The 14,301-nt window shown below is 23.0% G+C and carries 14 protein-coding genes; 9 read left to right on the top strand and 5 right to left on the bottom strand.

Annotated elements, in window-relative coordinates:
* Positions 1 to 11 precede the first annotated feature (11 nt).
* From tilS to RRG59_RS00695, 3 genes are read right to left on the bottom strand one after another with little or no spacing between them, the layout of a single operon-like run.
* Complete coding sequence (gene tilS, locus RRG59_RS00705; RefSeq protein ID WP_322900538.1) at positions 12 to 887, bottom strand: tRNA lysidine(34) synthetase TilS; 876 nt, start codon at positions 885 to 887, stop codon at positions 12 to 14.
* Entirely contained in the window at positions 874 to 1,437 is a 564-nt protein-coding gene (gene pth / locus RRG59_RS00700; RefSeq protein ID WP_322902459.1) for an aminoacyl-tRNA hydrolase, read from the bottom strand. Before pth ends, tilS begins: the two co-directional genes overlap by 14 nt.
* On the bottom strand, positions 1,437 to 3,827 hold the full coding sequence (locus RRG59_RS00695; protein ID WP_322902457.1) for an ATP-dependent DNA helicase: 2,391 nt from the start codon (positions 3,825 to 3,827) through the stop codon (positions 1,437 to 1,439). Before RRG59_RS00695 ends, pth begins: the two co-directional genes overlap by 1 nt.
* Before the next feature lie 189 nt (positions 3,828 to 4,016).
* Here RRG59_RS00695 and RRG59_RS00690 point away from each other — a divergent pair, with 189 nt between their 5' ends.
* From RRG59_RS00690 to RRG59_RS00680, 3 genes are all read left to right on the top strand, one after another.
* On the top strand, positions 4,017 to 5,414 hold the full coding sequence (locus RRG59_RS00690) for a helix-turn-helix domain-containing protein (RefSeq protein ID WP_322902456.1): 1,398 nt from the start codon (positions 4,017 to 4,019) through the stop codon (positions 5,412 to 5,414).
* A 126-nt stretch (positions 5,415 to 5,540) separates the two neighbouring features.
* Entirely contained in the window at positions 5,541 to 6,653 is a 1,113-nt protein-coding gene (locus RRG59_RS00685; protein WP_322902455.1) for a DNA polymerase III subunit beta, read from the top strand.
* A gap of 1 nt (position 6,654) precedes the next feature.
* On the top strand, positions 6,655 to 6,864 hold the full coding sequence (locus RRG59_RS00680; protein WP_322902454.1) for an RNA-binding S4 domain-containing protein: 210 nt from the start codon (positions 6,655 to 6,657) through the stop codon (positions 6,862 to 6,864).
* 56 nt (positions 6,865 to 6,920) lie between these two features.
* Here the strand turns inward: RRG59_RS00680 and RRG59_RS00675 are convergent, their stop codons facing one another.
* Positions 6,921 to 7,595, bottom strand: a complete 675-nt coding sequence (locus RRG59_RS00675; protein ID WP_322902453.1) for a chromate transporter — start codon at positions 7,593 to 7,595, stop codon at positions 6,921 to 6,923.
* Complete coding sequence (locus RRG59_RS00670; RefSeq protein ID WP_322902452.1) at positions 7,595 to 8,194, bottom strand: chromate transporter; 600 nt, start codon at positions 8,192 to 8,194, stop codon at positions 7,595 to 7,597. The genes RRG59_RS00675 and RRG59_RS00670 overlap by 1 nt, the downstream gene beginning before the upstream one ends.
* Positions 8,195 to 8,289: 95 nt before the next feature.
* On the opposite strand from RRG59_RS00670, the gene mnmA reads away from it, so the two are divergent.
* Genes mnmA through hpt form a run of 6 tightly spaced genes read left to right on the top strand, consistent with a single transcriptional unit; the run spans position 8,290 to position 14,218 of the window.
* Positions 8,290 to 9,408, top strand: coding sequence for a tRNA 2-thiouridine(34) synthase MnmA (mnmA, locus tag RRG59_RS00665; RefSeq protein ID WP_322902724.1), 1,119 nt, complete (start codon positions 8,290 to 8,292; stop codon positions 9,406 to 9,408).
* A gap of 10 nt (positions 9,409 to 9,418) precedes the next feature.
* Complete coding sequence (gene alaS / locus RRG59_RS00660) at positions 9,419 to 12,043, top strand: alanine--tRNA ligase (protein WP_322902451.1); 2,625 nt, start codon at positions 9,419 to 9,421, stop codon at positions 12,041 to 12,043.
* Positions 12,031 to 12,468 carry a Holliday junction resolvase RuvX gene (gene ruvX / locus RRG59_RS00655; protein WP_322902449.1) on the top strand — a complete coding sequence of 146 codons (438 nt, stop codon included), beginning with the start codon at positions 12,031 to 12,033 and terminating at the stop codon, positions 12,466 to 12,468. Before alaS ends, ruvX begins: the two co-directional genes overlap by 13 nt.
* Entirely contained in the window at positions 12,461 to 13,126 is a 666-nt protein-coding gene (locus RRG59_RS00650) for a BC85_0335 family putative methyltransferase (RefSeq protein ID WP_036429825.1), read from the top strand. The genes ruvX and RRG59_RS00650 overlap by 8 nt, the downstream gene beginning before the upstream one ends.
* Positions 13,127 to 13,137: 11 nt before the next feature.
* A complete protein-coding gene (gene greA / locus RRG59_RS00645; protein ID WP_036429826.1) occupies positions 13,138 to 13,620 on the top strand; it encodes a transcription elongation factor GreA in 483 nt (160 codons plus the stop codon).
* Between the two features lie 40 nt (positions 13,621 to 13,660).
* The gene (gene hpt, locus RRG59_RS00640; RefSeq protein ID WP_322900547.1) at positions 13,661 to 14,218 is read left to right on the top strand and encodes a hypoxanthine phosphoribosyltransferase; all 558 of its coding nucleotides are present in this window, start codon (positions 13,661 to 13,663) and stop codon (positions 14,216 to 14,218) included.
* Positions 14,219 to 14,301: the final 83 nt, after the last annotated feature.

Here is a 14,301-nt window from a genome sequence, read left to right as displayed (position 1 = left end):
TATTATTTTATTTAATTAAAAACAAAAACTTGACCTTTGTTTTTAATTAAATAATTTTTTTCATCCAATTTATATTTACTTGTTCTATTTTTAGAAACTATAAAACTTATAATAGAATTGATTTTATCTTTAGTCAAATTTACATTTACAAAATTATTATTAATCATCATAAAAATCAATTCATTTTTAAAATTAAAAAAATTAAATAAATCTTGGTTGAATTTGCTTTCTTTTCATATTTTGTACTCTTTTAAAACTAAATTAAAAATCCTTTTTCTTTTTTTATTTTTCAACAATATATAAAATAAAAAAAGAATTTTTTTGAGTTTATTTTTTTTCTGGTTTTCTTTTCTTATTTTATTTCTTGTGTAAACTTCTTTTTCATTTGTATAATCAATTGCATATGGTATTAACTTTTTGATACATTTATTTAATATAGTACTTTTGAAATATTTGAATAAAAAAGGTCTATAAACTAACATATCATAAACTTTGTTAGTTTTTTTTATCCCGTAGTAAAACTGGTTTCTTTGACTTTGTAATTGCATTTGTGCTGTTTCTATAAAATCATCTAAATGATGAGCGATTAATAAATAATCACAATGATTTTCATAGTAAATTTTCTTAAAAAACAAATATCTTTGTTCTCTTGCTCAATTTTGGAAATTTTTGAAGGTATAATCTTCTTTTTTGAATTCCATAATTTCTAGTGGTATATTGTTCTTTTTACAATATTCCTTAACTATATTAGTATCTATGTGACTATCTTTTCTTTGATTGTAATTTACATGTGCAACAATTATGTTCTTATTTTTATATTTGTCTAATAAAAACATGCTATCTGGTCCGCCACTAACAGCAATTAAATACTTTTTATTTTTTTCCATTATTTAATTGGTTAAATTTATTCATCAATATATTTATATCATTATATACAAACGAAATAGCTACATTTGCACAACTATCTATCATAGAATCTAATGTTATCATTTCTTTTTCTGTAAATGTACTTAAAACAAAATCTCTTAATTCTCCTTGAAAAGGAGCGTTTATACCTATTCTGAGTCTTTTAAAATTATCACTTCCAAGTTGCTCAATTATATTTTTAACTCCGTTATGAGAACCACCTGAACCTTTGTTTTTTAAGGATGCTTTTCCTAATTCAAAATCTTTTTCGTCATGAATAACTAAAACATCCTCAGGTTTTATTTTAAAATATGAGCAAATTTGAGAAATAAATTGTCCTGATAAATTCATATAAGTTAATGGTTTTGCTAAGATAAAATCATCCAATTTTACATACTCACCATTAAATTTAGATTTATTTAAAGTTAAATTTAAGTTTTTGCATATCCTATCTACTACTAAAAAACCTAAGTTATGTCTAGTGTATTTATATTGATTCCCTGGATTACCTAATCCTACTATCAACTTCATTAAAGACCTCCTTTTAAAATGGTTTGGGTGTTAGTATATATTTCTGTTTTTTCTAAAAATCTTGGTACTAAGAATTTAGAGTATAAATTTTGTTCTTTAGAAAATATTCATAATTCTTTTTTTGCTCTAGATATTGCAGTATAAACCAACTTTCTTGATAACATAAATCTGTGATTATAATTTAATATAAAAATAACATTATCAGTTTCACTACCTTGAAATTTGTGAACAGTGATTGCGTAAGCTAAATTAATTTCTGAGTTAAATTCTTCTTTTGAATATGTAATTATTCTTTCTTTATTATCTAAGATAAACTTTACCTTAATTCTGATTTCATTGTTTTCGTTTATTTCTGAAGTATGAATATAACCTATGTCACCATTAGATAAACCTTGTTCGTATCTATTTACTAGTTGAATTACTTTATCACCAACTTTATATAGTATTTTTTCATTATTAAATTTCGATGTATGAACAACTTTTCCATTTGGGTTATGACTTTCTTGTATTAAATTATTTATTTTATTTATTCCGAAATCACCTTTATACATAGGACATAAAATGATGGTATTATCTATTCCGTGTTTGTTAACTGATTTTTTAAATAAATTTAATAAATCTCACTCAAATTCTTTATACAGTAAAAAGTTTACTGGTTTATTTTGTAATGAATTACCTAGCCATTCATTTCAATTATCTTCTAAATCATAATAATCATTTAATACGCTTGTGTTATTTGCTAATAAGTTACTTTGAATAAAAGAAAATGTTTGTTCATTTATTTTTTCTTTTTTATAAAGTTCTTCAAAATAAGTTAGTATGTTTTTAAGATATTCAGGGTTTGTATAATCACCTATATTATTGATAAAATCAACATATTTTTTTATTTCTAACGAGCTACTTCTATAAAATTTTTTTAATATTACAATAGGAAATAAATTAGAATTAATTAAATCGTTTAATATATCACCTGGTCCTATTGCGGGCAATTGATCTTTATCTCCTACTAATATTAATTTTTCTAGATTAGTACAGGTTTTTAAAAGTTTATAAAACACGGAAATATTAACCATACTAAACTCATCAATTATTATTGTTTTAACTTCATCATAGTTTTCTTTAATTTCAACTTCTTCAGTATCATCTTTTATTTTTAAAAAACTGTGTATTGTCCTTGTTAATATTTTGTTTTTAGAACTTAATATTGATGATGCTCTACCTGTTGGTGTTAAAATAAAAAAATCTTTTTCTGGTTTTTGATTATTGATTTTTAATGTGTTATAAAAGTGTTTAATTAAATTACTCTTTCCAGTTCCTGGGTTTCCTGAAACAATCAAGAAATTCTGGTTTATAAAATTGTAATATGCATTTTTTTGTTCATCAGATAAGTAAGATAGATTTTTTTCTTCTTCACTATTTAATCCTATTTTTTTATTTTTAGATAGATTAATCAATTGTTTTGATATGAACAACTCTTTTTCATATGTAATATTTCTTGTAATTTTATTATTAATTAACTTTACTTTATTTTTATCTATTAAATTAGACAAACTTTTTTGAAATAAATTTAAATTTTCTTCAAAATGGTCTAATGATATAGTTTTTAAAAACTCTTTATAAACTTCTTTTAAAGAAAATAATGTTGAATTATTTTCTTCTAAACTAACCATAACTTTTAATATGAACGCTTCAAATCTTTTATTAGAATAAATGTCATAACCCAACAGAATCGCAAACCTATCTACTGTATATAAATTAAAGTTATCTTCTATATATAATAAATATGGATTAATATTTTTATATTTACTTATAAAATCAATAGACTCTGTTTCAAATTTCTTTTTTAAAAAATCATATAAATCTATCAAATCATTAGAATAAAAAAAACGGATATTTTCTTTATAAAACTCACTTTCTTGTTCACTTAATTTTAAAATTTTATTAATCGTTTCTTGATTATGTTCATAATAATTGAAAGAGTTATCAATTTGTTGTTCATTTAAAATTTCTTTTAAGATATTTTTATTTACTTCTAATGAACCTAACATTTTAAAAAAAGTTTTTCCTCATTTATCAAAAACTTTTTGTGCGGTTATTTTACCTATTTTTTGAATTTTTAAAATATGTTCTTTTATTTCTATATCAGTATCTACTAATTCTAATATAGGGACAAAAGATAGTAAAACAAAAGAGTTTTTGTTTGTTGTACTTTGTTGAATCTCTATTTCATATTTTTTATATAAATCTGGTACATTTTTTCTTGTATAAATTGAGATTTTTTTCTTTTTATCTGTTGTTTCAAAAAGCAAAAAACCCCATCCTTGCGAAGAACTTCCTTTTAAAAGTTTTACAAATTTTCCTGTTATTTTCTCTTTAGATAAATTAACCATAATTATATTAAATTATACTTTAATTATTTTTTTTGCTTATTTTTGTATATACTAGACTTTAAATAATTATTAACATACTTATTAACAATTTTTCTTAATATGTTAATAAGTATCTTTTCTGCTTAAATATAGTTATAAAAGTTGTTTATAAATATGTTATTTATTTTTAATTTATTATATAATTTGTTTATGATTAAAAAAGAAAACTTAAATGAATTTACTGAAAAATTATTAAATTATTTGAGGAACGAAATCAATGATAATATGTTGTGAAAATCTTTTTTTTCTAAAATGAAAGTAATTCAAAAAGAAGATAATTTTGTTTTAATTTTCATTCCTTTAGAAAAAGAAGAAAACTTATTACAATTCAAGGGTATTTACAAAGAAATTTTTGAAAACTCTATTAAAATTGTTTTTGGTGAAAAAATTAATTATGAGCTAACTATTAAAAACACTATAAAAGAAAAACAAATTGAAGAAAAGGTGATAAATCAAATTTCTTTATTTAACAATTCTTCAGGTCATCAAAAAAGTAATTTTTTTTCTTTGAATAATTACAACTCTCAGATGAATTATGAAAATTTTTTAGTTGCTAATTTTAATGATGAAGTTTTTAATTTAGTCAATAAATTAGACCAAAATTTTTTAAACTTAAAGACAGTTTATATTTATGGTCAATCAGGTTTAGGTAAAACTCACTTACTTCATTCTATCGGGAATTCATTTTTGAAAAACAATAAAAACGGTTTTTATTTAACTCCTTTAAGTTTTTCTATATATATTGCTAACTTATTAAAAGAAAACAATTCAAAAAAAATAAAAGAAGTATCTGAACTTCTAAGTAATATGGACATTTTGCTTATTGATGATTTTCAAATATTTGGTGAAGGACAAAAAACACAAACAAAAAATTTTATCTATCACATCTTAGATAATAGGATTCTTTTAAATAAATTAACTATTATTTCATCTGAACTAGATATTAATGGTATGGAAAAATTATTTGATAAAAGGTTTGTCACAAGAATTCAAGAAGGTTATATTGTTAAAATACAAAATCCTAGTTTAGATGATTTACATAAATTAATGGAATATAAATTAAATCAATCAGGTTTCAATATTAAAGTACTAGATGAAAGATCAAAAAATTTAATTGTTAGAAATCATTCAAAATCTGTTAGAGCGATTTTCGGAGCAGCTATTAAATTAATAAATAAAAAAGATGAATTTGAAGTTTATGATGATTTTGTTTTTGATAAAGTTCAAAATTTATTTATAGATTATATAAAAGAAGAAAAAGAAGTAACTTTTGATGTTATATTAAAATCTGTTGCTAAACATTATAAAGTAAAAGAAAAAGAAATTTTAGGAAAGTCAAGAAAAAAAGAAATAGTTATTGCTAGACATATTTGTATTATGTTAGTCCACAACTTATTAACATATTCATCCACACAAATAGGTAGATTATTCAACAGAGATCACTCTACTATATTAAGCGCTATTAAAAAAATTAATTCTGATGATAAAAATCCTTCTTTTAAGAATGCACTAGAGTTTCTAATTGGGGAAATTAATGGAATAAATTAATAAATTACTAACTTGTTAATAAGGTTAAAAAGTTAATTTTATTTTTATTTTTGTTAATTAAAATAACTTTTTTGTTTTTATTAGACTTATTAAAACAAAAAATAATTATATTAAATAGGAGAAATTATGAAATTTAAAATAAGTAAAAAACTAATAGAAAATTCTATAGAATTTTTAAATAATTATATAGATTCAAATGATGCTTTTATACCACTTAGAGGTATATTATTTAAAATAGATTATGATAATATCACAATGATTGGTTCTAATAATTACTTGAATGTTAGAAAAATAATAAAAACAAAAGATAATAACATAAATATTTATGAACCTGGTTCTTTTTTGATTAATGCTTCCTTAATGAGAGATGTAATTAAAAAATTTGATGAAGAAATTTTTTTTGAAAGTGATGGTTTAAACATTATTTTGTATGAAAATAAAACAAAATATATTTTGACTAAATTAGAAATAGAAAAATATCCTTATATAAATTTTGATTTACAAAAAAATAAAACAAAAATTAATAGCAATGAAATGAGAGAAATAATAAACAATGTTTCTCTTGCTACTTCTCAAAATACAGAAAAAGTTAATTTCGTTATTTATAAATGTATTAATTTAAAATCAAATAATGGTGTTTTAAGGTTAACAGCAACAGATAGTCACAGATTAATTACTCAAATAATTAATCTTAAAGAAAGTTTTGATTTTAATGTTTTAGCAGAATCAAAAAGTTTAAAAAAGCTTTTTCCTAAAGAAATAACAAAAGAGGTTGATTTATTTCTAGATGAAGACAAAATAGGTGTTTCTTATAAAGAAACTGTTATATTTACAAATTTAATAAAAGAAAATTTCACAGATATTTCTCCTTTTTTAAAACCAATATACAATAAAACATTAAAAATTTCAAAAAATACATTACTTAATTTAGTAAACAAAGTTATTTTTCAATCATCTGACAAAATAAGAAGATTACAATTTTTATTAAATAAAAATGAATTAAAACTTAGTTTTGAAGTCCCTGAAACAGGAATATCTTCTGCTTCATCTAACCGATTCGAATTTGATGGTGATTTAGTAGATATAGATGTTGATTTTCAATTTTTTAAAGATGCGTTAAGTGTTGTTAACACAGAAGAAATAGAAATTAAATTTAATGAATCTAACGAAAGAATTTATGTTTTATCAGATAAATACCCTGAAAACATTCAAATATTAACTCCTATAAGAAGGTATTAAAATGATTATAAAAATAAAAACAAATGAAATTAAACTAGGACAATTATTAAAGAAAATAGATGAAATAAACACAGGAGGACAAGCAAAATTTTTTATAGAAGAAAACTTTATTAAAATAAATGACAAACAAAATGTCAAAAGAAACTCAAAAATTAGATCAGGTGATATTTTAAAAATAAATGAAAATATATATAAAATAGAAAAAGAATAAAAAAACAAAAAAATATTCAGGTATTTGAATATTTTTTTGTTTAGTGTTTTTATTATTTAAACATAAGGTATAGCAAATAAAATAAAAGATGCACAAACATTTAATAAAATAATTAAAAATAAAGAAAACTTCTTCTTTGCTAAATAATAAGAAATTAATATACCTAATGGAACATAAATCTTTAATAAAACACCTTTGTATCCGATAAAAAAATTGTTTTCTGTTTTTGTATAAGAAAAATAATTTATTGAATTTTTATTAAATTCTATTTCGGGTAGAAAAATTTGAACTAATAATTGTAATGCCAAAGAAAATATAATTCCTGATATAATAGGTCTTAATATAATCAACATATTTTTAACATAAGAATTACTTTTAAATTTTTTAATATATCTCATTGCTAATAACATAATAATAATTGCAGGCAAACAAAAGAAAAAATATGTTACAAACATTGCTACATAGCCTCACCATAAAACAGAACCATCATCATTGTATGCTACCAAAAACCCTGTAAAAAAACCAAATTTTGTTGATACTACCCCTGGAGTAGAATTAGATATAGCAAAAACAGTATTGATTTTCTCTTCTGATATTTGTGAACCAAAAACCGAACTTAAAAAAGTTCACAACCATCTAAAAATAGGCATAAAAACTTGGCCACCACCAAAAACAGAAATTGAAATTAAAATTAATAAAGGAATACTAATTAAAAAACCAATAAAAATCATTACTCCTCTCCTTCTTGAAGGATTGTTTTTTTGTTTTTCTTTTTTAAATAAAAATATAAAAATGTATAAATAATCATTACAAACAAAATAGCTACAACTGGTATGTTATAAGGGGAAGGGACAAAAAAACAATAAATAAATGAAAAAAGAAAAATAACCAATCACAAAGGTGTATAAACGCTTTGTTTTGACTGTTTTAAATATCTCATACCAAAGTCTATTAAAAAAGAAATAATTGAAATTAAGACACCAATAGAAAGAATCTTTATGTATTCTTTAGGTAAATAATTAGATAATATTAAAAAAGCAAAAGCTATTAAAACGTGAGGTAATATAGCAAATAAAGTAACTAAAATACCTTTAAATTTCCCTAATAAATGTATACAAATATAAGAAATAGTTTGAATAACTGACGCCCCAGGTAACATATTCGTAACAATTACAATATCATCAAATTCAGAATTAGTAATTCATTTTCTTTTATCAACTGCTTCTTTTTTTATGATAGGCATTAAAGCGTTGCCACCACCAAAACCGATAAAAGTAACCTTTAATATAAATATAATTAAATGAATAATACTAACTTTTTTTTGCCGCATAATAGTTATTATAATACAAATTAAAATCATACATTTTATAAACTTATAAAATAAAATAAATTTATTATAATTAAAATTATAATAAATAAAGAAAGTTATATATGAAAAAAAGAGTAGTAATAGGATTAAGTGGTGGTGTAGATTCTTCAGTTAGTGCATATTTATTACAGCAACAAGGATATGAGGTTGTTGGTTTGTTTATGCGTAATTGAGATAGTATGGTAAATAATGATATATTAGGAAACAAAGATTTAAATGAAAATATTTGTCCACAAGAGCAAGATTATAATGATGCAAAAAAGGTAGCAGATAAATTAGGAATAAAAATTTGTAGAGTTGATTTTGTTAAAGAATATTGAGATAACGTTTTTGAAAATTTTATAGAAGAATATAAGAAAGGTCGTACACCTAATCCTGATATATTGTGTAATAAATATATTAAATTCGATAAATTTGCTAAATATGCATTTAACAAATTAAAAGCAGATTATATAGCAATGGGACATTATGCAAAAGTAGAAAAAGGAAAATTATATCGAGCAAAAGATCAAGAAAAAGATCAAACTTATTTCCTAGCCCAGTTAACTACCCAACAATTAGAAAAAGTAATTATGCCATTACAAAATCTAACAAAAAAACAAATAAGAGAAATAGCAAATGAATTAAATTTAGTTACTGCACAAAAAAAAGACTCTACAGGTATTTGTTTTATAGGGGAAAGAAATTTTACTCAATTTTTACAAAATTATATACCTGCTCAAGAAGGAAATATAGTTGATATCACTTCAAACAAAATATTAGGTAGACATATCGGTTGTTTTTATTATACAATAGGACAACGTAAAGGATTGAATTTAGGTGGAATGACAGAACCACATTATGTTTGTGGTAGAGATGTATACAAAAATATTTTGTATGTGGCACCAAGTTCCAAACCAGAATATTTAGAATCAAACAGTTTAATAGCAACTGATTATACGTTTAATCATTTTGAATATGATAAAAATAATTTAACTGCTAAATTCAGATATAGACAACAAGATATTCCAATAAAAATGGAAATATTAAATGATAAAGAAATCAAAATTAGTTATGATAAATCATTTGCAATAACCCCTGGTCAACAAGTAGTAATTTATGAAGGACAAAAATGTATTGGTGGCGGAATTATAGATAAAGTTTTTATGAATAACAAATGAATCAAATATTTATAGAGAGGAAAAAATGACTTCAAAAGAAATAAGAAAAAAATGATTAGACTTTTTTGAATCTAAAAACCATTATGTTGTACCTTCAAAAAGTTTAATCCCACAAAACGATCCTTCTTTATTATGGATAAATAGTGGTGTAGCCACATTAAAAGATTATTTTTCTGGTAAAAAAATACCGCCTTGTCCTAGGTTAGTTAACTCACAAAAATCAATTAGAACAAATGATATAGAAAATGTCGGTGTAACAGCAAGACATCACACTTTTTTTGAAATGTTAGGTAATTTCTCTATAGGCGATTATTTTAAAAAAGAAGCTATTGAATATGCAAAAGAGTTTTTATTAGATGTTTTAAAATTAGAAAAAGATAAACTTTATTTTACTTATTATAAAGAAGATTTAGAAACAAGAAATTTGTGAATAAAAAACGGTTTTAAAGAATCTCATTTAATTCCAGGAGATAAAAAAACTAACTTCTGAGAAGTAGGATCAGGACCATGCGGACCAAATACAGAAATTTTTTATGATAGAGGTCTTAAATATGATTCTAGAGGAATAGAGTTGCTGGAAAATGATATAGAAAATGACCGTTATATAGAAATTTGAAACATAGTTTTTTCTACTTTTAATTCTGATGGACAGGGAAATTACACAGAATTAAAACAAAAAAATATTGATACTGGCGCTGGTTTTGAAAGGTTAGTTTCTATTTTACAAAACGCTCCAACCAATTTTGACACAGATTTATTTTTACCAATAATTAATGAAATAGAAAAATACACAAATTACAGATATCAAACATCTAATTACTTTAGTAAAGATAAAACTCAAACCCAAATTAATACTTATTTTAAAGTTATTGCTGACCATATGAGAACGGTGGTGAACGCAATCGCAGACGGAGCTAAACCTTCAAATGTAGGTCGAGGTTATATCTTAAGACGTTTAATAAGACGTAGTGTTTATTTTGGAATGATGCTAAATATTCCAGGTAATTTTTTATATAAATTAACACAAATAATTAAAGAGACATTACCTTTCGGATATGATATAGAAAAAGTAAGAGAAATAATATTAAATGAAGAAGAAATTTTCTTCAAAACAATAGAAAACGGAAGAAATTTATTATTTCAACACATATCAAAAGATCAAAAAGTATTTCCAGGTAATATAGCATTCAAATTATTTGAAACATATGGTTTCCCAATAGAATTAACAGATGAAATTCTTAGACAAGAAGGTATCGAAATAGATTACTCATCATATGAAGAAGCTAAAAAACAACACTCTCTAGCAAGTAAAAACCAAAAAGTTTCTGGAATGGATAAAGTAATAAATTCATTGACTTTAATAAAAAATAAAGTTGATGAATTTATTGGTTATTCTGATACATATTCAAAATCCAAAATTTTATATTTATTAAATACAGAAAGAGAAATTCAAGATTCTAAAGAAACAAGTTATGTGGTTTTAGATAAAACCCCTTTTTATGCTACTAGTGGTGGTCAAAAACATGATAGAGGTTATATAAAACAAAATAATCAAAAAATAATTATTTTAGATGTGTTTAAAGATAAATTCGGAAACCATATTCACAAAGTAGAAGGTAACATTAATAAAAACGAACAAGTTGAATGTTTTGTAGATAAACAGATAAGATTAGGTCTTGAACGTAATCACTCAGGTACTCATTTATTATTTTGTGCGCTAAGAAATATTTTAGGGCCTCAAATAAAACAACTTGGTTCTGATAATAATGAAGAACGTTTAACTTTTGATTTACCAGCAGATACAAAACCAACAGAACAAGAAATACAAAATATAGAGAACTTAGTTAGAAGTTATATTAAACAAGACGTAAAACGTAATTATTTAACTATGACAACAGAACAAGCTAAAAAAATGGGTGCTATAATGACACTTGAAGAAGCAGAATATATGGATCCTAAATCAGTAAGAATTGTCCAATTTGAAGGAATTACAACAGATTTATGTGGCGGAACACACTTGAGCAATACCAAGAAACTAGAAAATTTTAAAATCACTAATGTTGAAAAGAAAGCGGCAGGAATATTTAGGATTAGAGCTATTTCTTCTGATGAGTTAGTTAATGAATACTTAGAAGAAGAAAAAAATAAATTGATATTAGAACTAGATAAAGTAATTGAAAAAAATCAAAAACTAGATATTAACTATAATTTCGATTATTCATTAGATAATGATTTAGAATTAGCAATAGAACAATTAAAAGAACATATTTCAATAGCAAGAAATCACTTTGTAGAAATTAATAAAAAAATAAATAATGAATTTGTTTTCGATTATCAAAATATAAATTTTATAAAATTAAATAACCATAATTTATATATAAATCAAAACATTAACAAAAACCAAATTAAAAACATTGCTAGTTCTTTACGGGAAAAATTTCCTTCAAGCATTATTGTTTTGTCTACAGATGAAGTCAATCCGGTATTAGTTGTTGCTTCAAAAATTTTTGATTCAAATAAATTAGGTCAATTAATTTTTAAACACAATAACCTTGGCAAAGGTGGAGGAAACTCTATTCTTTGTATGGGTAAACTAAACAAGAAAATTGATATTTTCACTTTATTGAAAGAAATAAAATGAGAAAATTAGCTTTTGATTTAGGTACTAAATCATGTGGGTTTGCAATAACAGATGAAAACGAAATTATTTCTTCAGGTTTGGATAATTTCACAATGTCTGAAAAAGATTTTGAAGCAGTTTTTAATAAAGTCCATAAATTTATGAACGAATACAAAATAGATGGTTTTGTAATTGGATATCCAACAAAAATTAGTGGTCAAAAAAGTGAAAGAACAATTATGGTTGAAGAATTTTCTGAAAAACTTTATCAAAGATTTAAAATACCATTTTTATTTGTTAATGAACAATATTCAACTAAAAAAATCCAAGAAAACTTAATTAATATAGGTTTATCTTCAAAGAAAAGAAAAGCAATCAAAGATAAAATGGCAGCACAATTAATTTTGCAAGATTATTTAGACTACCACAAAAATAAATGGAGTAAAAATGAGTAATACTAGAACAATATTGATTATTTCTGCTATTGTTGTTTTTGTTTTAGGTATAGGTTTATACATAAGTCTACAAATTTGAGCAAAAAAATACCGTCAAAAATTTGTATTAAAATCACAACAAGAAGCATTGATGAAAATACAATCAATGAGGAATGATGTTGGAATTTTACCTTTTCATTTAAAAGAAGAATTTAAGTCAAAATCAGATGATATAGATATTGAAGGTCTAATAAACACATTTTATATAAACAAATATAATTCTTTGTTAATACTTAGTTCAAATGACTTATTTAACTTTGTTGCACTATGTGAAAAAGTAAAAAAAACTTCATATTACTTACCTAACGAATTTGATTTTAAAACATTTAACAAAGTTAGAATGAAATTACCAAACGAGTTCCAACAAGAAATTACACCTTATGAAAATCAAGTAATAGATTTTGTTGCAGTATTTAAATCAAACCTAGAAATTCAAGAAATATATAACAATTATTTTTCTAATTTAAATGAAAATGGAATGATAGCTATATGTTTAAAATATTACAAAAACAAAGATATTTTAAATCTAATAAATATTTTAAAAAATCAAAACATAAATCACGAAATTTCTTATTTTAGTAATAAATTTTTAATAATAGTAAAGAAAAGTATAATATAAAAAGGAGCAAAATGGATAACCAAAATTTAAATTATTTATCACAACAAAAATACGATGAGTATAAAAAAGAATATGAACACTTAATTAATGTTGAGCGTAAACTAGTTCAAGAAGCTTTAAAAGAAGCGCGTGCACAAGGAGACTTATCTGAAAATGCTGAATATGATGCAGCTAGAGAGCGGCAAGGAATTGTAGAAGGTAGAATCCAAGAACTTGAGTTTATTTTAGATAATGTTCAAATCATTGAATCTAAAGCTCATACCAATGAAACTAAAATAGGAATAAACTCTACTGTAACATTTTTAATTTTAGATAAAAATATAGAAAAAACTATAACTATTACCGGAACACACGATGCTAATCCATTTGAAGGAAAAGTCTCACTCGTTTCTCCTTTAGCAAATGCTTTAATAGGGAACGAAGTTGGTGCAGAAGTCGAAGTTGATGGACCTAATAAATTTATGATTAAGGTTTTAAAAATAGAACATCTTTAAGGAATGGAGTCGTATTTTTCTACGACTTTTTTATTTTAAAATGAAAAAACATCCTTTTATTAAAAAAATATTGTTTACTCAAGAATTTATTGAACAAAAAATTTTTGATGCTTCTGATTGGGTAAATCAAACTTATAAAAATTCAAATGATTTAATTTTAGTTGGGTTATTAAAAGGTTCTATTCCTTTTTTAGCTCAATTAATTAAAAACATAAAAATAGAGCACGTTTTAGATTTTATGACAGCAAGTAGTTATAGTGGAAAAAAAGAGTCAACAGGAAGTGTTAAAATAATTATGGATTTAGCACAAGACATTAAAAATAAAGATGTATTAATAGTAGAAGATATTATTGATAGTGGTATAACTTTAGAAAAAATAACGAATATATTAAAGAGTAGAAATCCTAAATCATTGAGGATTATTACATTGATGGATAAACCACATCACAGAAAAAATGATTTGATAGCTGATTATTCTTGTTTTTTAGTACCAGATGAATTTTTAGTAGGTTTTGGTCTAGACTACAAAGAAAAAATGAGAAATCTTCCATACATAGGTGTTTTAGACACGAAAATTTTTGATTCAAAAGATAAGTAATTACATTAAATAATAATTCAAACAATTAATAAGATTAAGTATATATGATTTATTAATGTTAAAAGTTATATAATAGATTTAGA

Origin of the sequence: Mycoplasmopsis felis (assembly GCF_034647055.2) — a bacterium.
GTDB lineage: Bacteria > Bacillota_I > Bacilli_A > Mycoplasmatales > Metamycoplasmataceae > Mycoplasmopsis > Mycoplasmopsis felis.
Note: the sequence above shows the minus strand (reverse complement) of the source record. Positions and strands in the feature narration are given on the sequence as shown.